Annotated in this window: 26 protein-coding genes; 11 read left to right on the top strand and 15 right to left on the bottom strand. The window is 37.7% G+C overall.

The window, feature by feature from the left end:
• The first annotated feature begins 262 nt into the window (after window positions 1-262).
• Window positions 263-898: an HD domain-containing protein gene (locus FK178_RS03925; RefSeq protein WP_146831204.1), complete on the top strand. Its 636-nt coding sequence runs from the start codon at window positions 263-265 to the stop codon at window positions 896-898.
• Between the two features lie 77 nt (window positions 899-975).
• A complete protein-coding gene (locus FK178_RS03920; RefSeq protein ID WP_317130381.1) occupies window positions 976-2,226 on the top strand; it encodes a glycosyltransferase in 1,251 nt (416 codons plus the stop codon).
• Between the two features lie 63 nt (window positions 2,227-2,289).
• Here FK178_RS03920 and FK178_RS03915 read toward each other — a convergent pair whose 3' ends face one another.
• On the bottom strand, window positions 2,290-3,615 hold the full coding sequence (locus FK178_RS03915; RefSeq protein ID WP_146831201.1) for an aspartate kinase: 1,326 nt from the start codon (window positions 3,613-3,615) through the stop codon (window positions 2,290-2,292).
• 100 nt (window positions 3,616-3,715) lie between these two features.
• Here FK178_RS03915 and FK178_RS03910 point away from each other — a divergent pair, with 100 nt between their 5' ends.
• Window positions 3,716-4,363, top strand: coding sequence for a hypothetical protein (locus FK178_RS03910; RefSeq protein ID WP_146831199.1), 648 nt, complete (start codon window positions 3,716-3,718; stop codon window positions 4,361-4,363).
• 7 nt (window positions 4,364-4,370) lie between these two features.
• On the opposite strand, the gene FK178_RS15435 is transcribed toward FK178_RS03910, so the two are convergent.
• Window positions 4,371-4,523: a hypothetical protein gene (locus tag FK178_RS15435; RefSeq protein ID WP_168194553.1), complete on the bottom strand. Its 153-nt coding sequence runs from the start codon at window positions 4,521-4,523 to the stop codon at window positions 4,371-4,373.
• Between the two features lie 65 nt (window positions 4,524-4,588).
• Complete coding sequence (locus FK178_RS03905; RefSeq protein WP_146831197.1) at window positions 4,589-5,434, bottom strand: SMP-30/gluconolactonase/LRE family protein; 846 nt, start codon at window positions 5,432-5,434, stop codon at window positions 4,589-4,591.
• 162 nt (window positions 5,435-5,596) lie between these two features.
• Between FK178_RS03905 and FK178_RS15735 the strand changes: the two genes are divergently transcribed.
• Window positions 5,597-5,725 (top strand): hypothetical protein, encoded by a 129-nt coding sequence (locus tag FK178_RS15735; protein ID WP_262711704.1) that lies wholly within the window; start codon window positions 5,597-5,599, stop codon window positions 5,723-5,725.
• A gap of 1 nt (window position 5,726) precedes the next feature.
• Here the strand turns inward: FK178_RS15735 and FK178_RS03900 are convergent, their stop codons facing one another.
• Window positions 5,727-6,368 carry a CPBP family glutamic-type intramembrane protease gene (locus FK178_RS03900; RefSeq protein ID WP_146831195.1) on the bottom strand — a complete coding sequence of 214 codons (642 nt, stop codon included), beginning with the start codon at window positions 6,366-6,368 and terminating at the stop codon, window positions 5,727-5,729.
• 23 nt (window positions 6,369-6,391) lie between these two features.
• Window positions 6,392-7,141, bottom strand: coding sequence for a phosphatase PAP2 family protein (locus FK178_RS03895; protein WP_146831194.1), 750 nt, complete (start codon window positions 7,139-7,141; stop codon window positions 6,392-6,394).
• A 135-nt stretch (window positions 7,142-7,276) separates the two neighbouring features.
• Here FK178_RS03895 and FK178_RS03890 point away from each other — a divergent pair, with 135 nt between their 5' ends.
• From FK178_RS03890 to FK178_RS03880, 3 genes are all read left to right on the top strand, one after another.
• On the top strand, window positions 7,277-7,951 hold the full coding sequence (locus FK178_RS03890) for a response regulator transcription factor (RefSeq protein ID WP_146831192.1): 675 nt from the start codon (window positions 7,277-7,279) through the stop codon (window positions 7,949-7,951).
• Between the two features lies 1 nt (window position 7,952).
• Window positions 7,953-9,329, top strand: a complete 1,377-nt coding sequence (locus tag FK178_RS03885) for a sensor histidine kinase (RefSeq protein ID WP_146831190.1) — start codon at window positions 7,953-7,955, stop codon at window positions 9,327-9,329.
• 66 nt (window positions 9,330-9,395) lie between these two features.
• The gene (locus FK178_RS03880; protein WP_146831188.1) at window positions 9,396-10,223 is read left to right on the top strand and encodes an HAEPLYID family protein; all 828 of its coding nucleotides are present in this window, start codon (window positions 9,396-9,398) and stop codon (window positions 10,221-10,223) included.
• A gap of 7 nt (window positions 10,224-10,230) precedes the next feature.
• Here FK178_RS03880 and FK178_RS03875 read toward each other — a convergent pair whose 3' ends face one another.
• Entirely contained in the window at window positions 10,231-10,650 is a 420-nt protein-coding gene (locus tag FK178_RS03875; protein ID WP_168194552.1) for a 3D domain-containing protein, read from the bottom strand.
• 63 nt (window positions 10,651-10,713) lie between these two features.
• Complete coding sequence (locus tag FK178_RS03870; protein WP_146831186.1) at window positions 10,714-12,174, bottom strand: Gfo/Idh/MocA family protein; 1,461 nt, start codon at window positions 12,172-12,174, stop codon at window positions 10,714-10,716.
• Window positions 12,175-12,427: 253 nt separating this feature from the next.
• Here FK178_RS03870 and FK178_RS03865 point away from each other — a divergent pair, with 253 nt between their 5' ends.
• Together FK178_RS03865 and FK178_RS03860 are read left to right on the top strand one after the other, a co-directional pair.
• A complete protein-coding gene (locus tag FK178_RS03865; protein ID WP_146831184.1) occupies window positions 12,428-12,856 on the top strand; it encodes an FKBP-type peptidyl-prolyl cis-trans isomerase in 429 nt (142 codons plus the stop codon).
• A gap of 189 nt (window positions 12,857-13,045) precedes the next feature.
• The gene (locus tag FK178_RS03860; RefSeq protein ID WP_146831182.1) at window positions 13,046-13,459 is read left to right on the top strand and encodes an OsmC family protein; all 414 of its coding nucleotides are present in this window, start codon (window positions 13,046-13,048) and stop codon (window positions 13,457-13,459) included.
• Window positions 13,460-13,509: 50 nt separating this feature from the next.
• Here FK178_RS03860 and FK178_RS03855 read toward each other — a convergent pair whose 3' ends face one another.
• Genes FK178_RS03855 through FK178_RS03845 form a run of 3 tightly spaced genes read right to left on the bottom strand, consistent with a single transcriptional unit; the run spans window position 13,510 to window position 16,864 of the window.
• The gene (locus tag FK178_RS03855; protein WP_146831180.1) at window positions 13,510-14,193 is read right to left on the bottom strand and encodes an N-formylglutamate amidohydrolase; all 684 of its coding nucleotides are present in this window, start codon (window positions 14,191-14,193) and stop codon (window positions 13,510-13,512) included.
• Window positions 14,190-15,410 carry a carboxylate-amine ligase gene (locus FK178_RS03850; protein ID WP_146831178.1) on the bottom strand — a complete coding sequence of 407 codons (1,221 nt, stop codon included), beginning with the start codon at window positions 15,408-15,410 and terminating at the stop codon, window positions 14,190-14,192. Before FK178_RS03850 ends, FK178_RS03855 begins: the two co-directional genes overlap by 4 nt.
• Before the next feature lie 11 nt (window positions 15,411-15,421).
• Window positions 15,422-16,864, bottom strand: a complete 1,443-nt coding sequence (locus FK178_RS03845) for a RimK family protein (protein ID WP_146831176.1) — start codon at window positions 16,862-16,864, stop codon at window positions 15,422-15,424.
• 113 nt (window positions 16,865-16,977) lie between these two features.
• Here FK178_RS03845 and FK178_RS03840 point away from each other — a divergent pair, with 113 nt between their 5' ends.
• Entirely contained in the window at window positions 16,978-18,267 is a 1,290-nt protein-coding gene (locus FK178_RS03840) for a dipeptidase (protein WP_146831174.1), read from the top strand.
• 40 nt (window positions 18,268-18,307) lie between these two features.
• Here FK178_RS03840 and FK178_RS03835 read toward each other — a convergent pair whose 3' ends face one another.
• From FK178_RS03835 to FK178_RS03815, 5 genes are all read right to left on the bottom strand, one after another.
• Complete coding sequence (locus tag FK178_RS03835; protein WP_146831172.1) at window positions 18,308-19,009, bottom strand: TVP38/TMEM64 family protein; 702 nt, start codon at window positions 19,007-19,009, stop codon at window positions 18,308-18,310.
• A gap of 3 nt (window positions 19,010-19,012) precedes the next feature.
• A complete protein-coding gene (locus tag FK178_RS03830) occupies window positions 19,013-19,864 on the bottom strand; it encodes an SdiA-regulated domain-containing protein (RefSeq protein ID WP_146831170.1) in 852 nt (283 codons plus the stop codon).
• Between the two features lie 23 nt (window positions 19,865-19,887).
• Window positions 19,888-20,331: a hypothetical protein gene (locus tag FK178_RS03825; RefSeq protein WP_146831169.1), complete on the bottom strand. Its 444-nt coding sequence runs from the start codon at window positions 20,329-20,331 to the stop codon at window positions 19,888-19,890.
• 115 nt (window positions 20,332-20,446) lie between these two features.
• Window positions 20,447-21,709: a sensor histidine kinase gene (locus FK178_RS03820; protein ID WP_146831167.1), complete on the bottom strand. Its 1,263-nt coding sequence runs from the start codon at window positions 21,707-21,709 to the stop codon at window positions 20,447-20,449.
• Window positions 21,706-22,383: a response regulator transcription factor gene (locus FK178_RS03815; RefSeq protein WP_146831165.1), complete on the bottom strand. Its 678-nt coding sequence runs from the start codon at window positions 22,381-22,383 to the stop codon at window positions 21,706-21,708. The genes FK178_RS03820 and FK178_RS03815 overlap by 4 nt, the downstream gene beginning before the upstream one ends.
• Window positions 22,384-22,615: 232 nt before the next feature.
• On the opposite strand from FK178_RS03815, the gene FK178_RS15730 reads away from it, so the two are divergent.
• Window positions 22,616-22,741 (top strand): hypothetical protein, encoded by a 126-nt coding sequence (locus FK178_RS15730; protein ID WP_262711703.1) that lies wholly within the window; start codon window positions 22,616-22,618, stop codon window positions 22,739-22,741.
• Window positions 22,742-22,756 lie beyond the last annotated feature (15 nt).

Below are 22,756 nucleotides of genomic sequence, written 5' to 3'. Positions count from 1 at the left end.
TATTTATGTACCGCAGTTTAAGAATAATTTATAAAAAACAAAGGGAAAAATGGCCAAACCAAACTCGTGTAAACCCCTCAAAACCTTAAATAACTTAATTAAAGGTTAAAAATATTTATTAAGGATAGGATAAACAATATTCTTGTAAATTAGGAAAGGTATTTAACACAAGAATTATCAGAAAAAAGCCCCTATAATTTTACCGATAACACATTGATAAAAAGCACATTATCAATTTTATTTTTTATTAAGCACTTCCAAAATGGCATTTAATTTTTTTAAAAGTTTAAGCTCCCCCAACATACTTCCTCAAACTTACGAGTATTGTATGAAGTTTCTGGAAAACAGCAGGTGCAAAACGCTTCCTTTTCATAGCATTGAGCACACAAAGGAAGTATATAATTATACGAAAACTATTGCCCAGTATGAAGAAGTGTTTGGATCTGATCTTGAACCAATTCTCATTGCTGCCTTATTCCATGACACGGGAATGGCTGAAACTTACGCTGATCATGAGGAACAGAGTGTTGAATATGCCCGGGAATATTTAACGAAAAAGGATTATCCTGAAGAAAAGATAAAAATTGTTACCAATTGCATCCTGGCAACCAAGTTGCCTCAAAAACCAACAACTCAGGCAGAAAAGATCATTTGTGATGCCGACTTATATCACCTGGGAATTGAAAGTTATATATTCAGGAATGAAAGGCTTCGTGCGGAGTGGAAGACCTTTTTTAATCAGGAATATACAGATGAGGAATGGTACAAGATAAACATGGATTTTCTCAAAAAGCAAAAGTATCATACCTGGTTTGGAAAAACAGTTTTACTAAACAGGAAAGATCTTAATTACAAAATGATGAAAGAGCGGCATGACAAATATAAATTTGAAATGTAATTTCCCCCTGTTCTCTTTCAAAATCCCCTTAATCTTTTAGTAATAGATTAAATTCAGGTATTATTGTAAAAAAAATAATGCAGGTTCTTGTTATTGGATATGTGTGGCCCGAGCCAGCGTCTTCCGCTGCAGGCAGCAGGATGATGCAAATACTTGAATTTCTTCTTTCAACAGGTTACACCGTTAGTTTCGCAACCACAGCTTCCCGGGGGCCATGGGCGTTTGATCTTAGTAACTTGGGGATTACAACCGCACAAATAGAATTAAACAGCTCCAGTTTTGATGAATATCTCAAGGGCTTAAATCCAACACTCGTCATTTTTGACAGGTTTATGATGGAGGAACAATTTGGATGGCGGGTTAACAAAATATGTCCTGATGCTATAAGGATTCTTGATACAGAAGATCTTCATTTTCTGCGGAATTTCAGGGAACTTGAATTTAAAGGAAAAGCAGGTTACGGCAATTCAGGATCCTCAGATCTGGCAAAAAGAGAAATTGCGAGTATTTACCGCTGTGACCTGAGTTTGATAATTTCAGAGGCTGAAATGCAGTTATTGATTTCTGAATTTAAAATATCCCCTACGCTCCTATTCTATCTGCCATTTTTATTCGAGGATATTACCGCTTCCCACATCTCTGAATTGCCGGCTTTTGAAAATAGAAAGGACTTTATTAGCATTGGAAATTTCAGGCATGCGCCAAATGTGGATGCTGTGGTTTATCTAAAAGAAGCGATTTGGCCCTTGATACACAAACAAATTCCTGACGCCAAAATGGAGATCTACGGGGCTTATCCTTCTGCCAGGATTGAACAATTGGGTGATCCAAAATTCAATTTCAATATTAAAGGGAGAGTTAAGGATGCTGCCGAAGTTGTGAGGAAGGCGCGGGTAAGTTTAGCACCACTCCGGTTTGGTGCGGGACTTAAAGGAAAGCTTGCCGAGGCTATGATAAATGGAACACCTAATGTGACTACCAGTGTAGGTGCCGAAGGCATGAACGGCAGTTTAGATTGGAATGGTGTCATTACCAATGATCCTGAAGAATTTGCTAACGCTGCTGTAAACTTATACAACGCTCCCCGTGAATGGCAACAGGCGCAAAACAGAGGTTTTGAGATCATCAATACCAGATTTACCAAAAAAGTTTTTTATGAGAGTTTCAGGGAACGGCTTTCAAAACTGGAACTTGAGTTATCAAAACACAGGGAGGCTAATTTCATTGGTGCCATGCTTATGCATCACCGGGTTAAAAGCACCTATTTCCTTTCAAAATATATTGAAATTAAAAACGAACTGGAAAAAACAGAAAAGACAAAAAAATAGATCACCTCTTAAATTTAAGAAGTGATCTAAACAAACAACTAAACAAATTCTTTTTTCTATTAATTAGCAGAATTGCTCCATGGGGTGAAATAATTTTTCATGCAAAGCTTTTAATGTCTGCACTTTATTCTCTGTAGCCACCAGGAGGGAAACATTATTAATACTACCGCCGTAGGAGATCATCCTCACGGGAATATCGTTTAGGATCTCAAAGAGCCTGGAGGTGTTTTTTTCCTGAATAAGCCCCTCTCCTACTACGCAAATGATACTGTGGTCCATCTCCACCGTAATTTGTGCATAGGCCTTTAGTTCTGCAAGAATTGCATCTAAATTTCTTGGATCATCTATGGTAAGTGATATGGCAATTTCAGAAGTGGTGATCATATCTATAGCCGTTTCATGCCTGTCAAAAACATCAAATATCCTCTTCAGGAAACCATGAGCCATCAACATCCTGTTAGATTTAATTTTTATAGCAGTGATCCCGTCTTTAGCCGAAATAGCTTTTAAACCCCTTTTTGTTATTTGGGATGAGATCTTGGTTCCGTGTGCTTCGGGAGTAAAAGTGTTTTTTAAATAAATAGGGATGTTCTTATCAATTACCGGAGATACAGTTTGGGGGTGCAGGATCTTGGCCCCAAAATATGCAAGTTCAGCCGCCTCTTCGAAACTAAGATTTGAAAGAGGATGGGTATTTTCCACATATCGGGGATCATTATTATGAAACCCGTCTATATCTGTCCATATTTGAATTTCTGTAGCAATTACTGCTGCTCCAAGAATGGTTGCCGTATAATCGCTGCCACCTCTTTTGAGGGTATTAATTCTGTTGAACTTATCCTTACGTACAAAACCCTGGGTGATATAAACATCGGATTGCGGTTTATCTAGCAGGTACTGTTCCAGTAGTCTCCCAACCTTATCAGTATCAGGATTTTCCAGGTTAGGAACCTGCATGAATTTTTTCGCATCCAGAAGTGTATTATTTAGTGCAGATACCTCAAAATACTTAGATACAATAAGGGTTAGTACACTTTCTCCAAAGGTTAGTATACGGGCTTCAGAAATTTCGGAATAATCTTCATGAAGAATTTCCCAAAGGTCTTCAAAAAGCCGAATTACCTTGTCTTTCACCTCAAAGTTTTCAACAGGAATGAGTTCTGAAATCAGATCCAGGTGTTTTCCTTTTAATTCGTCAATAATAAGCTCCGCTTCCTTTAAATTTCCCTTCTTAAATAATTGAGCGATCTGGACCAGATGATTTGTCACCCCTGCCATAGCCGAAAGGACAATTATTTTCTTGCCTTCTTCCCTGCTTATTATTTCTCTTACATTACGGATCCCATTGGCCGAGCCAACAGAAGTTCCTCCAAATTTTAAAACTTTCATCTGCTGTTATTTAACGTTGCATAATTAATCAAAGAAAAATTCACCCTAAAAAACCAGGCATTTTTTATATACATTTGTACAAAATGTATATTATTTAACAATGCTTACCATTACTTCCGTTGTACACAATATTCTTAGACATCAGCCTTTTCTGGATGATGCCTTATCCAAAGACCTTATAAATTTTAGCGCACTCGCGGCTCACCTCCAACCTGAGGTAGAAAAAGAGCTTCGGAAACCCGTACAACAAGGTTCTATAATAATGGCGTTACGACGGTATGCTCCCAAAAAGCATTTGCTCAAAAATATAAGTATGCGTCAAATGGGAGATATTGTGGTACGTTCCGGTATTACGGAGTATACTTACCTCAATTCGAAAAGTATTTTATCCAGCCAGGCTGAATTGATGAATATTGTAAAAGAAGAGGTGGGGGTTTACCTGAATTACTCGAGTAATTACCAGGAAAGTAACATCCTGGTCTCGTCAGACCTTACAGAAACTGTTGCTAAATGTTTTAAGAATGAGATGCTGGTATCAGTGAAAAGTGACCTTTCCAGTATTACCATTGCCCTGCCAAAAAACAGTTCCAAAACGGTAGGTTTATATTTTTATATATTTAAACTCCTGGCTTATGAGGGAATCCCGGTATTTGAAATGATCTCAACTTCAAATTATTTTGCCTTGTTCCTCGAAAAGGAATTTGTTAACCAGGCTTTTATATTATTAAATGAGATCAAGGTATCTTAACAGGATACTACCAATATTCAAAATAAACTCCGGTCATTGCTACTGCCGTGATAAGCACTATTAGAACTATAATAATAAATGTTGCCCCAAACCTGGTTTTTTTATTGTCCTGTAAAATATAATCTTCAGATTCCTTATCGTTTTTATCCCTTATTTGCATACAATTGTTTTGTTTTACCAAAGTTAAAAATAATTCGACAAAATTTATTTAAGTTAACCTTAAAATTAATCAAGCTGATACCACCAAACTTCATTTTGAATGTTCATAGGTACTACAATTTGTTTGGTGTTTTTTAAGTAAAGAATATCCCCGGCACTTTTTGCAGAGGTAAGCACCTCACGATGGGCCTTTTCTTTGGATACGTAAAATATTTTTCCCGTTGCCCAATCTGAAACAAAGAAATCCTCCTGCTCTACCAACTGTATGCCATCAAGATTCCCCACTCCCGAATTGGTTATATTATTTATTTCCTTAGTATCTAAATTAACACGCAGCACATTCCCGGCTCCTTCACTCCCCCAGGCGGCTATGTGCAAATAATTACCTACAACCAGTAATCCGTTGGGATTTTCGAGTTGTGGAGTGTTCAGCCATTCTGTAACCTTGCCGCTTGTTTCCCTTTTATATATACTGCTGTTTCGGGTATCAGATATAAATAAAGAACCTTCCGGTCCTTCAGCAATATCATTTAAAAAACCGGCCCCTTCTACAGGAATCCTTTCAATTATTTCAGCATTATCGTTATCTATAATTACCAGATCTGTATTATCTGTTACATACAGCTTGTTCCCGAGCAAAAGCAATCCCTTAGGGTCATTTAGACCTTCAACCCATTTAGTCGAGATAATTTGGCCATCTAAACCCAACCGGGAAATAAACCCGTCACCAGGTTCTTTTTCTCCAATATTGGAAACTAAGAGCGTATTATGAACAGGGTCAAACACTACAGATTCCGGATGGCTAAAGCCTTCGACCTTATGTAATAATTTTGAATTATAGTTTTGTGCAACTGTAATTACCGGAGAAAAGAATAGTATAAAAATAAATATTTTTGAAGGTAGGAAATGCATAGTTCTGTTGATTTGATAAATTTAAATATACAAAAAATGCAGTGTGGTTTTTAGGAAATAATTAATGCTTATCTCTAAAGTTTTGCTAAACCTCATGACCAATCCTGTTGTTTCCATTAATTTTAGTGCTCAAATTAAACTGATCTAACTAATCAAATCATTATGAAAAAAATTTTCAGAGCGCTTCTTGCAGGTTGGGGAGCAAAAAAACTTGGAGGCGGCTGTGGCTGTTTTGGTATAATTATAGTTTTTATAATATTGTGGTATCTTCTTGGTGGCCTTGGCCTATAGGTTACTGAAAGAAATAACCAAATCCAATAGTAAACATTATCAATCCGTAAAAATAATGCTCAAGGCTTACGTTAAGTAAGCTTTTGCTTTTTAGGTAGGTGTAGATAAATATCCAGCTTACCAGGAAAGTGGCTATGGGCGCCACCCAATTCGCATAGATCCAGTGGGTGAGTCCAAATATTATAGCATTACTTAACATTAACAGGAATCTTTCAGGTATAATCTCCTTATAGCGATGAAAGAAATACACCCGGTAAATTATTTCCTGTGGAATTACAGAGGCTATTGGATAAAGAAAAAATGTTATGAGGTAACTTTCAAAATTTTCTTTAGGATAATAGAGTAAAAGATCTGGGAATATCCACCAGGTAAACCACATAAGGAGTACACTTACAATAATTAGACGGGGAACACTCTTTTTTAAAGCAGGTTTATTTAAAGTGTAAAGATTTTTCTTTTCAAACCCGGAGTCCAGCCGTAAAAGAATAAAGAAGAAAATCGCAATGCCTATAAGTGGAAGGACCTTTAGCCAACCATCTAAATACCTGTTTGCAATAAAAGGTATAAAAACAAAAAACAGGAGGAATTCCACTACCGTATAGACATTGGAAAAGTAGATCCTTTTAAGAAAATTATAAATCATAAGTAATAGAACCCCTTCCTTTATTAATCTGTATCCTTCACTTTCCTGTTTTTCCTGCGCTTTCTTAGAAGATCAATAATATGAAATAAGACAATACAAAAGATCACCCAAATAAATCCGGCAATATATCCTCCCACCACATCAGATGGAAAGTGTACTCCCAGATAGATCCTGCTTATTCCTATTGCAAGTATTAAAAAAGTAAATAAAAATATTAAACCAATCTTAATCCAGGACTTCAATTTAAAGGTATAAACCAGGTAAATTAAAAATCCGTAGAATGCGATAGCACTCATAGCATGCCCACTTGGATAACTTAGTGTTTCTACAGACACCAGGTGTTCTGCACTTGGCCGGGCCCTGTTAATCACATTTTTCAAAGCGACATTGGATAAGCCTGAAACTATCAAAACAAAAAATATTTCAACCACATATCTCCAATTCTTAAACTTTAAATAAAATATAATAGTGCTCACAATGGCGATCACAAGATATCCGTAAAAATCCCCAACCTCGGTTATAAATTGCAGAAATTTATTGAGGGGCGGGGTCCTATAGGAAATAACAAATTCTGTGATCTTGCAGTCATATTTTGCCAGGGCATCGCTGTGGAGGGTTTCCGTAAGGGATATAAAAATATTAATTCCCAGGACCACCAATATCAATACTATAAATAATGTAAGTATAAAAGGGAGGTGTTCATTATATTGGTGAAATTTATCCCGAAGGAGTTTTCTTATTTCAAGTAAAATCTGAATGATCTTTTTTCGCATTGGCTTTGGGAATTAAGGCTACTCGTATAACAAAACAATATTATTTTTCTCAACCAAAATAATAAAACAAGTATAAATTTAAATTCTAATTTAGTTTTAATTAGTTATATTAAATAATTCCTAATATTTGGATTCATGAAAATTTTAATAGTTGAAGATGAACCTAATGTGGCATCCCTCCTTCATCGCAATTTGCTTGAATACGGCCACACTATAGGGATTGCCACAGATGGGTACATGGGTCTCGACCAGATTCTTACCAATAAATTTGACCTTGTTCTCCTTGATATTATGCTGCCCAAAAAATCGGGGCTGGAGATCCTGCGGGAATTAAAGGATTTAAACAACAATACCCCCGTTATACTCCTTACTGCTCTGGATACTACAGATATGGTTGTACAGGGACTTGATTTAGGAGCCGATGATTACATATCAAAACCTTTCAAGATGGAAGAAGTCGTGGCACGCATTAACGCTGTAAAGCGCCGCACTGCAATTTCAGAAATAGAAGAACCATTTACGTTGGAATTTAAAGGTATACACCTGGATGACACCTCCAAAAAGGTTTTTAAGGATGGGAAGGAAATAAAATTAACTGCTACAGAATATAATCTTCTTAAAGTCCTTCTCAGCAATATAAATAAAGTCCTTTCCCGTGAAAAGATCCTGGATAAAGTATGGGGTGTGCAATATGACCTTGGAACCAATGTTGTAGATGTTTATATTAATTACCTTCGCAAAAAACTGGGAGATACTTCTTCCAATAGAATTATCCACACTGTAATAGGTATGGGATATGTGATAAGGTAAATTGAAAATAAAATATAAAATAGCAGGAATCTTTTCATTAACCTCCTTCCTTATTATAGGGTTCATAGGAGGCTTTCTTTATTTCCTCTTTGCTAATAATATTGAAAAACAATTCAGGGAAAGACTCCTGGAAAGGGCAATTATTGCGGCAGAAGTTTTACTGGAAAAGGACAATTTCTCCCCGGTGAAATATGAAAGGGTGAAGGCCAGATTTCTTCAAACCCTCCCCGAAGAAAATGTTTATTATATTGAAACCGAGAACGGCAATATTGATTATGGTGGTCTACCCGCTGATATTATTGACAAATCGTCCATAGAGAGTTCCCTCTCCAAAAAATATGAATTTTATCAAATTGGGGATCTGAAGTTCTGTTCCCTTTATTATGAAGATAATGAAGGGGATTTCATAATTCTTATATCAGCAAAAAATACAGAAGGAATAGCCGAGCTTTATTTTCTTCAGAAGGCCTTGTTAATTATTATCCTTATTAGCCTTTTAATTATAGCCGGAGTATCCCTATTATTTGCGAAACAAATTCTCAAACCTATTAACAGGATGATCCTTAAGGTTGAAGAAATAAGTGGCAGCAATCTTCAGTTACGCCTTAATGAAGGCAAGGGAAAGGACGAGATCTCCAGGCTGGCCAAGAATTTTAACAGGATGTTATCCCGAATAGAATCTACATTTTTTACACAGAAAAATTTTATCCAAAATGCATCCCATGAATTAAGAACTCCCCTAACCGTGATCCTGGGAGAAGCTGAATTTGCTTTAAAATCCAGTGCTCTTTCACCAGATGACAGGCTGGCATTTCAAAAGGTATATCAACAGGCAGACCATTTAAGGGAATTGCTCAACAGTCTTCTTCATCTTTCTGAGATAAAAAATCCCGGCCCCTCCTCTGAATATAAACTCCTTCGCATTGATGAGGTTATTCAAAAAACGGTCATTAAGATCAATCAAACTTTTCCTTCGGGGGTTATTCACCTGGAGTATAAAAACATTGAAGACCTAAATGAAAATTCTTTTGTTGTTCCCGGTAACGATCTTTGGCTGGAAATTGCTTTTACAAACATTCTGGATAACGCATTGAAATATTCCAATAACGAGCCCGTAAAAGTTCTTTTGGAAGATAAGCCCGCTACTGTATGCATTAATATTGAAGACCAGGGAATAGGCATCCAACCTCAGGATCTTTCAAAAATTTTCTCTCCCTTCCACCGCGGTAATAACGCTAAATCCAGAAAAGGATACGGCATTGGCCTGGCGTTAACCGAAAACATTATCAAGATCCATAAAGGTTCCATCGAGGTAACCTCGATAATGAAAAAAGGATCAAATGTTATTATAGAGCTTCCCAAAGACTTAAAAAGCTAATAGAATTTTAATTTCCCCTTAAGCCGGTTTTAATCCTTTGAACTTTTCTTTGCCAAAAATTCAGGTATGAAACCCCTTTATAAAATATTGTTGCTGTTTTTAGTTTTTTCCTATGTAGGCTATGGCCAGGAAAATAATGAAACTCCCGATGAAAACCTCCCTCTAAAACTTGTTCATGCAGAGCCTTTGTATATAGATCTAATAAGGGATCTGGGAGCCAGAAAAGGTGAAAAAGAATGGAATATTGGCGCAGGCATTTCCGATAATCTCGATTTTGACAGCTATGAATTCCTGGTGGAATATGAATGGGCCGTGGCCGACAGGCTGGGTCTGGAAATTGAAATTCCCGTAACTCTTTTCAGCCGAAATGCTGTGAGAAGTACAAATATTTCCAAACCGGCAGACAGGATTGAAAGTATAAAACTGGCCGGGCAATATACCTTTTTGGTTTCTGAAAAATTACAAACCTCACTGGCCTTTGGTAATATTGTTGAAATTGAGCTGGCAGATCTCAATGGTCTTTCATTAAACAATCTTACACAGGGATTGTTAATTAATCCCTTCTTTGTAGCTGCAACCAGATTAACACCCTCCTGGCATGCATTGCTGTATACCGGCCCACGGTTCCTCACCGGCTGGAATGGCCATGAAAACAGCGTTGCTTATGAAATTAATTCAAACCTACATTATATGATTCCCAATACATCTAATTTCATAGGACTGGAGGTAAATCAATTAATTCATGATGGAAAACTTGAAACGGTACTCAGGCCCCAAATGAGGGTTGAAATTATGGAAACCCTTAAAATTGGTATCGTTCCGGGGATATCCCTTAACAGGAATAATGAAAGGTTCAGTTCATTTATAAGGCTTATTTATGAACCCCATCACTAATGATAATTTAAAGCTGCAGGCTGTCGGGTAGGACTTGATAATAGATCTTTACTTTTTTACGCCCCCATTCCCTTGCCTTTTGCACATCCTCACCCATATAAATATCTATTTTATTATTCCAGCGATAATGCATTTTATCTTTTACAATAAAAACTCCCTCAAGGCCTTCAATTTTTACAGATGTATTATGTTTTAAACCTCTTTTAATAAGGTCCCTGGATACGGCAATAACATTCATTCCCGGTATAATGGTATCTCCCCAGGCGGTAAGCCTGGGGTTTGCCGTTCCCGTTTGTGCGCTGGTTGAATTAAATGCCGAAGCGGTAACCATTAAAGAATCCCAAATTTCTTCCCGTATCTCCTCCTCGGGAGAGGAAGGAAAACCACAACCTGAAAACCCGGAAAGCACGTATATAAATAACAGCATCGTACTTAAAAGGAGAAAAGGTTTAAAGTTGAATTTCACTACTAAATGGTAAAAATTAATTATTTATAAGCTCCAGCCTTCCCTGTAATTTCTTTTCACAAATTGATTGGCTTCTTCAAAATTTGTCACCCTCATCTCCTTTGCATCCCATAACAATTTAATATCCCTTCCAGGATATTGATAGGAAGTTCTTCCCTGGTCATTTTGAATTTCTTTCCTTATATCCTGTCCTCTAATAGCAAGGTTTGCTATTAAAAGCGTTTCTGTAAGCGGCCCGGCGATCTCAAAAGGAGAACTCAAATCTTTTTTACCATAACCTGCAATGGCCCCTTCAACCCATTGTGCGTAATGCCCCTCGGCGCCGCCGGGAACACGCTCCAACTGTGGAGTAATATTAACTTCCTCTGTCCTGGAGGTAGGTAACAACCGTGGATTTGCACCGTAAGTACCGCACATCATTTTACCTTTAGTTCCAATAAAAAGGACCCCATTACCTCCATCACCAAAAGTTTCGTTTGGTCCAAGTTCCTCCGGACGTTTAGGTTTAATTCCACCATCCATCCAATGCATAGTAAGGTCACCCTCTGTTCTTTCATTACCAGGAAAAGTCATAATAACATGACTTGAAGGCGGGCAGCTTTCAGGAAAATATCCACGTTGGAATTCTCCCACATATACACTTCCAACACTACATTGCACATCCTTAGGATAATCCAGGTTTAATACTTTATGGGGAGCTTCTACAAGATGGCACCCCATGTCTCCCAGAGCCCCGGTCCCATAATCCCACCAACCTCTCCAGTTGAATGGTACCAGTCCTTCAATATAATTTTTTTTAGGGGCCGTTCCAAGCCAAAGATCCCAGTCCAGTCCCTCAGGTACAGGCACAGATTCTTTTGGCCAGGGGATTCCCTGGGGCCAAACCGGCCTGTCTGTCCAGCAATAAACCGTATGGACCTTACCAATAAGATCTGCATTAAACCATTCCTGCATTATTCTAACTCCATCGCCGGATGCCCCCTGGTTACCCATTTGTGTCACCACCTTATAATCCCGTGCTGCCTTTGTAAGGGCTCTGGCTTCAAAAATATCGTGAGTAAGGGGCTTTTGGACATATACATGTTTACCCATTTCCATCGCTGCCATAGTTTGAACAGCGTGATTATGGTCTGGAGTGGAAACAGAAACAGCATCGAAGTTTTTTCCTTCCTTATCCAGCATTTCCCTATAATCTTTATAAAACTTTGCCTTTGGGAAACGTGCGCGGGATGCTGCGGCTCTTCTTTCATCTACATCACAAAGAAATCCTATATCTGCTTTCCCGCTTTGTGCAAAACTGGTTAAATCTCCTTCACCTTTACCACCAACCCCAATACCGGCAACAATCAATCTATCACTGGGAGCAAGATACCCGGGGCCGCCCAATACATATCTGGGTACAATCATAACACCGGTAGCTACAAGTGCAGTACTTTTTAAAAACGACCTTCTTGAGCTACTTACAACGGAGTTCTTGTTTTTCATAAATTATAATTTAAGGGTTAGATGGTAATTCAAAGCAAAAAATAGGAAATTATTTTGAAGTACAACCAATTAAGCCTGAAACTTTTTAGGTACGTTATATTTCAAAATTTATTTATGGATAACCTGACAAAATTACATAGAAACAATAATCCCCACTTTGGCGTGGTTTTGGCACCCTTTCTAATAATTAAGTAAAAATTAAAATGCGCCCTCACAAAAAAGGACGTATTTTTTAAAATTGAAACACACAATTATGAGTCAAGTAAAACAGAATGACACGGTAAAGGTACATTACACAGGAAAACTTGCAGACGGGCAGGTTTTTGACACTTCTGAAGGGAAAGAACCAATTGAGTTCACTTTAGGACAAGGTCAATTGATCCCGGGTTTTGAAAAGGGCCTTATCGACATGAATTTAAACGAGAAGAAAACAATTAATATTCCGGTCGAGGAAGCTTATGGGCAACCTCGGGAAGAACTTGTACAGGAAGTTGATAAGAACCAATTACCCCCGGAAATTAAGCCGGAAGTTGGAATGGGCCTTGTCTCTATGACTCCAGATGGCCGGGAGATGAACCTCCTGGTTGCTGAAGTTAAGGAGAACACGATTGTAGTTGACGGGAATCACCCCCTGGCAGGGAAAGACCTTATTTTTGATCTTGAGGTTGTAGAGATCAAATAACTTTAACTGAAAAATATATCCCTTTCTGAAATATCCACAATTGAGGATATCCCGGGAAGGGATTTTTTATGCTTTTAAATCAAAATTCCCGAATCCAGATTAAGCCCCACAGGGTTAAGTTTATGCAAAAAGTTTTTAAGTGAAAGCAGGAGTTGTTACCTTTTCAGGGATTTTAAATACCAACTAATTATGATAAGAAAAGCCACAGCCGTTTGGAACGGATCACTTAAGGAAGGAAACGGCACATTAAGCTCTCAAAGCGGTGTTCTCAAAGACACGCAATATTCCTTTAAATCAAGATTTGAATCTGGAATTGGAACCAATCCCGAAGAACTTGTAGCCGCAGCCCATTCGGGTTGTTTTACCATGCAATTATCTGCTTACCTTACCGAGGAGAATTTTCCTCCGGAAAAATTGGAGACCACCTGTGAAATAACCTTTGAAGATGGAGCTATAACCAAATCTCATTTGGTTTTAAATGCCCAAGTTCCCAAGGTAGATAAGTCAACCTTTGATTCCCTGGTAAAGAAAGCCAAAGAGAATTGTCCAATGTCAAAATTGCTGAATACAGAAATAACTGCCGATGCTACATTGAAACAATAAATAAAATTTTACTTTTTAAAAGACTTCATTGTTGTAACTCTGAAGTCTTTTTATTTTATACTCTTTTGAAGAGCCTCCAGAATGGCCGATTTTATTCCCTTCTCCATTTTATTATTGCTCACAAATTTTTGATTTACTTCCAGTTCAACCCCGCAATAGTTGTGGGGGAATTTCTTTCTCAAATAGGTAGTAAAACCATCAGCTTTGCCAAGGTATGGGTAATTAAACCTGACCTTAATAGAAGGATTTTGGATTTCAATGTGTTTTTTAAAAATTTTGCAGAATTCCTTTTCCTTTGCTTTTCGCGGGTCATAAAGCAAACCAATATCTGTATTTCTTATTTCTCCTTTAAGTTGAGGCGTAAAACTATGCACCGAAAAATGGAGCACCTCCTCCCCTTTCGCTGTATATTCATGAATTGCACTTTCAACCCTATTTCGATAGGTAAGATAATAGGCTTCAATAATTTTCTTTTTTTCTAAGGTGGGAAGTTCCCGTGTGTATGTTGAGAATAAAGAGGAATGGTGTAAAGAGCGGTTAACTTCAATAAGCAACCTGCTCTCAAGGTGTTTGGTACTAAAATCGGCCAGTGATACCAATGCCTTATAAACATCCAGGGCGCCCGGGTCAAAGCCCCTGTGAGTTTGAAGAATTGGGTCATCCTCTCTACAAAGGTACCTGTAATTTTCAGGGATCCTGTTTCCTGCATGTTCACAGGTTAAAACAAGTTTCACGGTTTAAATAATTTATTTTCAGCCAGGCAGTCACCAAGCTTCAGGTATATTTTCTGTAAATTTTCTTCAGAAAAATCCCTGTTTACCGCCTTTAGAATACGGGTAGATAAACTTCCATTATTCAGCAGGAATTCCAGGGTCCCCTGGTGTTTTAAGGAAATTTCATGTTTTACTCTTGCATAAAGTTTCTGCCAGAGTTCTCCCGCAGTACATTTTTTTTCAATATCAAATAAATTCAAAAATAATAAATCATTGATCTCGGTATGTTCGGCATCCTTGATCACATTATCAAAAATTTTCACAAGATCATCTTCGTGCCACGCTTTTTGGTCTTCCAGGGATACCAGTTCTTCACTTACCAATACCTTAAGCACTTCTATCACTAGTATGGCTATGGCAATATCGGCTGCGGGACACTCCTGAATATCAATAACCCTAATTTCAATAGCATTTCTGTCAAACCGTGCAATTGCTCCCCGGGAATTGAGAAAATGATGGTCCAAGATGTTCTCGGTATCATGGGGTTTTATAGCTTTATTAATTGGTTCAAAAATGCGGGTGAAATACTCTTCGCGGGAAAATCCCTGCTCGGGAATTACTTTACCCGTCATCTCGGGAATCTCCTTTTGATTGGTTTTGTAAACCAACATTCGCGCATCGCGATACCCGGTATCTTTGCCCTCAAATATGGGAGAGCTCGCGCTTAATGCCGGAATTATGGGTAAAAGAATTCGAACTGCTGCATGCAAGCGCTCAAACTCCCCATCATCATAAAATGGTAAATTGAGGTGCATACTTTGCACATTGCTCCAGCCGTGGCCACGACAATCGAAGATCCTGTTGTAAAGCGCGTAAATTTTGCTGTAACTGTGCTGCCACAATTTCATTTCGGCTTCCGGTAGCATTAAAGGATGGGATGCTGTGGGCCACAAAAAAGTATTCAAGGGCTTAAGCAATTGGTTGATCTCTTTTATATTTTCAGCAAAAAGTCGATCCAGATCTTCAAGATCTGCCGTTGGGCCATTGGTTTTTAATTCTACCACATGAGCCACCAATTCATTGCTCCATTCAATTTTTCCATTATCAACATCAGATGTGATCTCCCCGGTTTTGGCGATCATTAATTCATCTACGATAGGCGCAACTTTTAAACTGTTTTTATTTACAAGCATATATTCCAGCTCGATCCCAAATACTTCAAAAAGATGATAGCTCATATTTCTTTTCTTTAAAGCCGGTTTTTAAAGGCTGTTAAAATATCTGTATATATTTTATCCCCGTAATAACGGTCCTCCACTCCAAAATCTATATTTGGATTGTCGTTGATCTCAATAACCAGGGGTTTTCCATTTACTTCCTTTACATCAATGCCGTAAAGACCTTTTCCCATTAATTTCGAAGCTTTTAAAGCCACACTCAAAATTTGGGGAGGAACCTTTTCTATGGCCAGGCAATCGGCATTTCCATCCTGGTCATCCTTCTTCTCGGCATCCCAGTTATATATTTGCCAGTGCCCTTTGGCCATATAATAGCGACAGGCAAAAATGGGTACATCATCCAGAATACCAATACGCCAGTCATATTCAGAATAGGTAAATTCCTGAGCTATTATTAGTTCAGATTTTTTAAGCATCATACTCACCAGCTCGTGATATTCCTCTTCAGTCTCCGCTTTTTTCACCCCAAAGGAAAATGTGGAATCAGGAGATTTTAAAACACAGGGCAAGCCTGTGAGTGCCAGGACATCATTCTTATTATCCTTATGAACAATAATAGTCCTGGGAGTTGGAATGTTTGCATTTTCCAAAGCCTCTGCCATAAAAACCTTATTGCAGCACTTTAGAATAGCATCAGGGTAATCTATAATTGCAATATCTTCCTGTTGGGCTTTTCTTGCAAATGCGTAGGCATCATTATTTACCTCTGTGCTCTGTCTTATAAACAGCGCATCAAAGGCTGAAAGCCGGGAAAGGTCTTTGGGACCTATCACTTCCACATAAAAGTTCATCCCTTCTGCAATTTCAAGGAATTTTTTTAAAGCCTTAGGATTGCTGGGAGGTGCAGGATCATTAGGCTGTACCAGAATTGCCAGGTCAAAATCTGCAGAATGTTGCTTGGGAGTATCATAGCGTTTTTTAGCAAAATACTGGGCGGCAAAAAAATGCATGCTTTCCTTATGCTCTTCAGGAATTTCAGATTCAGAGATTGCTTTTACACTCTTAATATTCCATTTAGTCGTGTAATTAAAAGTTATACGCAGGAAAGGTATCTGGAAATGTTTGTAGAACATGCTGCTAAGTTCCTTATACTTTTGTGCAACATTTTGCCCAAAATATATACTTAAGGTAAATTCCTGAGATTTGATATTTTTAAGGCTCGATTGTATAAGATCTTCAAATTCTTCAGAAACAATTTTCACCAGTTTTGGCTCCCTGTAATCTACCAGGTTTTTAACGGTAGGAATGGCCTGGTGCCCGCGGGCTTCGGCTAAAAGGGAAACATAATATCCTTTAGATTGATAGGAATAATCCTTACAAAGGTTAAATACCCGGGCATTCTTTAACTGTGAAAACTCAGGTTTGGTAAGATAATCGCGGGAAGACACAATTGCAATGTTCTTAACCTTGAGCTGCCATTTTTCGGTATTATTAACCACAATTATTTTATTCATAAGGAGATGGGATGTACATCAAATTTAGAAGAAAAATCAATCGCTTTTTATTAATTAAACGATCACGTAAAATTTTATGATTAAATTCCACTTTTTAAATTAAAACATTCAAAATGAGATACTACATTTTAAGCTTAATGACTTTATTGGCAGGCAATACCACTTTTTCACAGGATTCGGAAAACTCCCAACTCCTTGAAAAAGCAACTGCAATTCATGAGAAGGTTATTACAATTGATACCCATGCCGATATAAACGTTAATAATTTCACCGATACACGAAATTATACGCAGGACCTCGAAACACAGGTGAATCTTCCAAAAATGAAGGAAGGTGGCCTGGATGTAGCATGGTTTATAGTATATACCGGCCAGGATGAACTTACCCAGGCAGGATATGAAAAGGCCTATCAAAATGCCATGTCAAAATTTGAAGCGATCCATAAACTGGTAAATGAACATGCCCCCAATGAAATTGGCCTGGCCACTAGTGCAACTGAAGTACGGGAACTGGTGAAGCACGGAAAACTGGTAGGTATGATAGGCGTTGAAAACGCTTATCCTCTGGGTGAAGATCTAGGCAATATTGAAAAATTCTATAATCTTGGCGCCCGTTATATGTCGCTTTCCCATAATGGACACAGCCAGTTAAGCGATTCCAATACGGGAGAAGCAGATAATGTATGGCTTCATAACGGTTTGAGTGAGCTGGGAAAAGAAGCGGTGGTTGAAATGAACAGGCTTGGAATGATGATAGATGTTTCGCATCCTTCCAAAGAAGCTATTAAGCAAATGTTTGAAATCTCCAAAGCCCCATTGATCGCATCTCACTCTTCTGCAAGGGCGTTGTGTGACCATAGCCGAAATCTTGATGACGAGCTTTTATTGTTATTTAAGAAACATGGGGGCGTGGTACAAACCGTGGCCTTTAGTGCTTATGTAAATACTGAAAAACATAATGCCTTTAATGCAGCCCAACTAGAAGTTCATAAAGCCGTAGGTGAAAAAATGGGAATAAAGGTACTGCCCCGTGACACCATAAGAGCTATGGATAATGATACCCGAACTGCATATTATAACGAATATAGAAAAATCACTAACGCTGCAGCTTCCCAAATTGAAAAACTTAAGGAATCAATATCTCCGGTGAATGTTTCAGATTTTGCAGACCATATAGACTATATGGTAGAACTTATTGGAATTGACCATGTGGGCATAAGTTCAGATTTTGATGGTGGGGGGGGAATCGATGGCTGGAACAATGCTTCCGAAACCCTGAATGTTACCGTAGAACTGGTAAAACGGGGCTATACTGAAGAGGAGATTGAAAAATTATGGGGCGGAAACCTCCTCAGGGTACTTGATGAAGTTGAAGCCGTAGCCCGGAAACTGCAAAAATCTTAAAAAGAATAAAATGTATAAATAAACGGGCCCGGTGGCCCGTTTATTTTTTTCGTTTTTTATCCCACCACACATAACCTACAAACAGGATCAAACTTATAATAGACCCCCATAATAATCCTGTTTTTAAACCATCGGTAGTATCTCCCAGCACTGCAATAAAAATAATAAGGGGAGAGATTCCTACCAGGGTTGCTCCAATAAATCTCCAATATCCCATTTTAAGGATACCTGCTACAAAGCTAATTGCATCATTGGACAGCAGTGGGTTTAGCCTGGTAACTATAATGGCCCAGAATCCATAATCATCCAGAAATTGACTTATTTTCCTTTCAGATTTATGGCCTATAAGTTTTTCTACTATCACCGGGCCAAAATATCTTCCGATAATATAACCTACCGTGGAAGCTGCAAAAATACCCAGCAAAATGATTATACTTCCAAAAAAGGGGCCGTAGGCCAAAATAGATACAACCATTAGGGCTATGGATGGGATTACAAGTAAGAACATTTGCAGCACCATAGCAAGAATAAGCACCAGCGGGCCTATCCATCCAAAATCCCCCACCCAGGACCTTATTCGTTTTTCCTCATTACTTGTAAGGGTATCCCAGGCATTATTCAGGAAATTTTGAACTTCGGGAATAAAAAAATATGCCAGTACAATTGATGTAACAATAACAAAGGATATGTATAGGGGGGCTTTACTTTTTTTTACCGAAGCCTCTTCAATCTTTTCTTTCATAGATTATTTGTTCAGGGAAATTTCTAGAATATTAGCTGCCTGTCCGCTTCCTTCATTGGATATATATATTTCACCTGAATCGCCAAAAGTAAGCCCTTCTGCCTGCGGAAATTGTTTAGAGTTTAATATATGTATTTCTTCCGGTTTCCCGGACTGGTCCAAAATTAAGAGTTTTGGCCCAAGGCCTTCCAGTACAAAAATTTTCCCGGTAGAAGGATGCAGGGTTATTTCAGAAGGACGCAGCATTTTCCTGGATATCTTTTGATTTAAGATACCAAAAACCGGATCATTGAATTTAATTTTAATTACCGGCTCCGTAACCCAGATTTTATTTTCCAGTTCAAACGCGTATACCGGTTTAAAGTCATCACCAGACTTTTCCTTTAAAGCGATTAATAACCTGTTATTATTTTCGTCATATCCAAGACCTTCAAAATTGAGTTTTCCTTTTAAAGGTGTCTCATATTTTGAAGTTTGAGGGGCAGCTTCATTAAAATTGGTCACCTCAAATATGGTTCCGTCACTTCTTAAAACATACGCGGTTCCTCCCACCAGGCTTATTCCTTCATAATCTCCGGGTCCTGCAAACTCTATCTCTTTTTCAATAGAAGTTGTGGCAAGGTTAAAAATAAAAATAATCCCATCTTCATCCTGAACACAGGCAATCTTGTTATTGCCCATATAAGCAATTCCTGATACTTCCCTCAAAATTTCAGGAAGTTCCCATTTTTTTTCAATTTTTACCGAGTCACTTTCTAAAGCCCTTGCAGTATTACTTTTGCTGTCAACACCAAAAATTAAAAATCCAACGACAGTCAAAACCCCCAAAACAATTAAAAAAGCTGCTTTTTGCATATTCATAGTTTTAATATTGGTAGTTATTCAAAATAAATGACATTTTCCACTTCTTCCCCAGATTCCAGAAATATCATGTAGGAATCTGTTAACCTGCCATCAATCTCAACCTGATAATATTTTTTATTCTCTATTACCAGGAGATGCAATTCCCCAATCTTACCTGAGCCGGCTGAACGTATGGATGCAAGAACCTCTTGCGGCAAATCCCTTATTTCAATCTCCTTTTTGTACTTTATTAGTTTTCCGGCTGCATTAATAAGTGCCGAATGATCTACATCTTCAATTTCAAACTCCACTTCATAATGTTCACCCCTTCTCTTCCAGGATATATCTTCTACTTGTTTAAATTCCAGATTAAAAGTATTTAGTACAACTGAAGGAATATCTGAATTGGACGTGTTCTCGTCACAGGAAATAAATAAACTTCCTAAAACAAATAAAGATATTACTATAACTAACCTCATTATCTTTAAATTATAAAACAAAGGTCACGTGCAAAACTGGAAAGATTTGGGAATTCCGGCGCTAACCCCTAAAATTTGGGAAAGATTAACAGGATAAACAAAGATTTGGGGGTTTTTAAAAATTAATTGAAAAGGTGTGTAGCCTCTCTTCAAATTTATAATCAACCCTAAAGGAATAAATATCTGCAATGGCTTTAACTATTGCCAATCCGAGTCCGTTTGAAGAGGATGAGGCATTAAAATTTCCAAACCTGTTAAAGAGTTTTTCTTTATCAAGCGCAAAATTGCTCGTATTGGATATGTTTACGGAATTTGCTAAAACCTGAATGGTAACAGTTTCATTAGTTCCATTATATATAATGGCATTTTTCAGGAGGTTCGTGAAAAGTATTTCAGCCAGTTCCTTATTCATCTCAATTTTAACCTCTCCCTGTTCAATAAGAACAATTTCCACATTTCTGTGCTGGGCAATATCTTTGAAATCCTCAATTACATTTTTAATAAGTTCATTGAAATTAATAGATTCAAATTCCAGGAACTGTTGGTTTTTTATTTTAGAAAGCAATAACAGGGATTTGTTAAACCTTGTGAGGCTTTCAAGCTTATTAAGGGTTTTTGCAATAAGGTCTACCTGAGCTTTTTTAAGACCGGGTGTCTCTGTAAGCTCTTCCAGATTATTAATGGCTATTGCCAGCGGGGTTTGCATTTCATGAGAGGAATTCTCAATAAACTCTTTTTGGTTATGATAGCGCTCCTGTGCCTGATCTATAAATTTTTTCATTTCCAAACCCAGGTATTGGAATTCTTCCACCCGGGAGGTAATAAATTCAGCCTTCTTTTTATCCTGGATCTTTACCGTTCTTAATTGAGCCAGTAAAACATAAAAGGGATTCCAGATCTTTTTAAGCAAAAGATTATTCATAATAAGAATACTACCTATTAATCCTAAATAAAGTAAAAGCAGTGATATGAGTAATTCTTTTACAAGATCATCCTCCTCAACCATTGACGTGATAACTTTGATCTTGTAATAAGAATCATCCTGTTTAAATACACTTTCCAATAGGCGTACAGGTTCAAAATCCTCTTCATTTTGCATGTACATAAGAGTATCCCGGTAGGATTCCCGGAAATTTTTGAATTGGTTAAACTCTACTTTTTGAATTATATAGGCACCTTCATTAAATGCGGGGCGGTCCAGAATAGATGGATCCATGCCGGCCTGTTCCATGATGAGGATCTTTTGATTCTCAAGGCCATCATCCAGACTGTCATAGATCTCATCTAGCATTTGAAAATAAAAGATCACTGCCCACAAGGTGAGTAACAGGAATAAAAGTCCTGCCAGGTATAAAGTAGTGAGATTTAATAATTTCATTTAATGATCATCTTGTAGCCCATTCCATAAATTGATGAAATACTAACATTGGCCTTATGCTGTGTAAGTTTCTTTCTTAGATTCTTAATTTGAGAATATATAAAATCAAAATCATTGGATTGGTCAATATGATCTCCCCAAACATGTTCGGCTAAACCCGATTTGCGTACCAGCCTGTCCTTATTAATTATTAGATAGGTTAAGATATCATATTCCTTCCGGTTGAGCACCACCTCTTCATTTTTGATCTTAACTGACCGGCTTGTGGTATCAAGGGAAATGTTTCCAAATGTTAGCTGGTTATTACCATTGAAATTGTTTCTTCTGAAAATTGCGTGGATCCTGGCAAATAATTCAGAAAAATGAAAGGGTTTGGGTAAATAATCATCGGCCCCTAAGTTTAATCCGCTCAACTTGTCATCCAGGGAGTCCCTTGCTGAAAGGATTATTACTCCCGGATTTTTTCCGTTTTCTTTGAGTTCATTAAGGAGATCCAGGCCATTTCCATCGGGTAAGGTTATATCAAGTAAAATAAGATCATACTCATAAAGCCCTATTTTCTCCAGGGCCGCGAGAAACCCCGGTGCTGTTTCAACTATATGATGCTCCCGGAGCAGCGCCTGCCGGATATTGTCCAGCATGTCCTGCTCATCTTCTACAACCAGTATTTTCATGCAGATGTTGTTTAAAGCAAATGTACACCCTAAATCTAAAAAGAAACTGGAATTAATTAACCAAGAGTTATGTGGCTTAATCCGGCTGTTTTACTTAGGCTTTACATAGCCACCATTCCACCCAATCCTATTTAATTAGTTAAAGATCTGTTAAATACTACTATTTTATACATAGTACTGTAACATTTCTAATCAATTGAAGTCTATTAGATATAACTATAAACTTTTAATCATGACAACTTTACAGAATTTCACCGGAATTAAAGAAGGAAACTTAATGAACAGAAGGAATTTCCTGAATCTTAAAGAAAGTACCAGAGGAACCTGGTATAACAGAAGACGTTACGATCTAAAATAATAATTAAAACTTACA

Origin of the sequence: Antarcticibacterium arcticum, assembly GCF_007993795.1 — a bacterium.
GTDB classification, from domain to species: domain Bacteria; phylum Bacteroidota; class Bacteroidia; order Flavobacteriales; family Flavobacteriaceae; genus Gillisia; species Gillisia arctica.
This window is presented reverse-complemented; position numbering and strand designations above follow the sequence as displayed.

Excerpts from the sequence above, each read along its gene's own strand:
- FK178_RS03925 (WP_146831204.1), top strand. The coding sequence starts at position 263 with ATGGCATTTAATTTTTTTAAAAGTTTAAGCTCCCCCAACATACTTCCT.
- FK178_RS03920 (WP_317130381.1), top strand. The coding sequence starts at position 976 with ATGCAGGTTCTTGTTATTGGATATGTGTGGCCCGAGCCAGCGTCTTCC.
- FK178_RS03915 (WP_146831201.1), bottom strand. The coding sequence starts at position 3,615 with ATGAAAGTTTTAAAATTTGGAGGAACTTCTGTTGGCTCGGCCAATGGG.
- FK178_RS03910 (WP_146831199.1), top strand. The coding sequence starts at position 3,716 with ATGCTTACCATTACTTCCGTTGTACACAATATTCTTAGACATCAGCCT.
- FK178_RS15435 (WP_168194553.1), bottom strand. The coding sequence starts at position 4,523 with ATGCAAATAAGGGATAAAAACGATAAGGAATCTGAAGATTATATTTTA.
- FK178_RS03905 (WP_146831197.1), bottom strand. The coding sequence starts at position 5,434 with ATGCATTTCCTACCTTCAAAAATATTTATTTTTATACTATTCTTTTCT.
- FK178_RS15735 (WP_262711704.1), top strand. The coding sequence starts at position 5,597 with ATGAAAAAAATTTTCAGAGCGCTTCTTGCAGGTTGGGGAGCAAAAAAA.
- FK178_RS03900 (WP_146831195.1), bottom strand. The coding sequence starts at position 6,368 with ATGATTTATAATTTTCTTAAAAGGATCTACTTTTCCAATGTCTATACG.
- FK178_RS03895 (WP_146831194.1), bottom strand. The coding sequence starts at position 7,141 with ATGCGAAAAAAGATCATTCAGATTTTACTTGAAATAAGAAAACTCCTT.
- FK178_RS03890 (WP_146831192.1), top strand. The coding sequence starts at position 7,277 with ATGAAAATTTTAATAGTTGAAGATGAACCTAATGTGGCATCCCTCCTT.
- FK178_RS03880 (WP_146831188.1), top strand. The coding sequence starts at position 9,396 with ATGAAACCCCTTTATAAAATATTGTTGCTGTTTTTAGTTTTTTCCTAT.
- FK178_RS03875 (WP_168194552.1), bottom strand. The coding sequence starts at position 10,650 with ATGCTGTTATTTATATACGTGCTTTCCGGGTTTTCAGGTTGTGGTTTT.
- FK178_RS03870 (WP_146831186.1), bottom strand. The coding sequence starts at position 12,174 with ATGAAAAACAAGAACTCCGTTGTAAGTAGCTCAAGAAGGTCGTTTTTA.
- FK178_RS03865 (WP_146831184.1), top strand. The coding sequence starts at position 12,428 with ATGAGTCAAGTAAAACAGAATGACACGGTAAAGGTACATTACACAGGA.
- FK178_RS03860 (WP_146831182.1), top strand. The coding sequence starts at position 13,046 with ATGATAAGAAAAGCCACAGCCGTTTGGAACGGATCACTTAAGGAAGGA.
- FK178_RS03850 (WP_146831178.1), bottom strand. The coding sequence starts at position 15,410 with ATGAGCTATCATCTTTTTGAAGTATTTGGGATCGAGCTGGAATATATG.
- FK178_RS03845 (WP_146831176.1), bottom strand. The coding sequence starts at position 16,864 with ATGAATAAAATAATTGTGGTTAATAATACCGAAAAATGGCAGCTCAAG.
- FK178_RS03840 (WP_146831174.1), top strand. The coding sequence starts at position 16,978 with ATGAGATACTACATTTTAAGCTTAATGACTTTATTGGCAGGCAATACC.
- FK178_RS03835 (WP_146831172.1), bottom strand. The coding sequence starts at position 19,009 with ATGAAAGAAAAGATTGAAGAGGCTTCGGTAAAAAAAAGTAAAGCCCCC.
- FK178_RS03830 (WP_146831170.1), bottom strand. The coding sequence starts at position 19,864 with ATGCAAAAAGCAGCTTTTTTAATTGTTTTGGGGGTTTTGACTGTCGTT.
- FK178_RS03825 (WP_146831169.1), bottom strand. The coding sequence starts at position 20,331 with ATGAGGTTAGTTATAGTAATATCTTTATTTGTTTTAGGAAGTTTATTT.
- FK178_RS03820 (WP_146831167.1), bottom strand. The coding sequence starts at position 21,709 with ATGAAATTATTAAATCTCACTACTTTATACCTGGCAGGACTTTTATTC.
- FK178_RS03815 (WP_146831165.1), bottom strand. The coding sequence starts at position 22,383 with ATGAAAATACTGGTTGTAGAAGATGAGCAGGACATGCTGGACAATATC.
- FK178_RS15730 (WP_262711703.1), top strand. The coding sequence starts at position 22,616 with ATGACAACTTTACAGAATTTCACCGGAATTAAAGAAGGAAACTTAATG.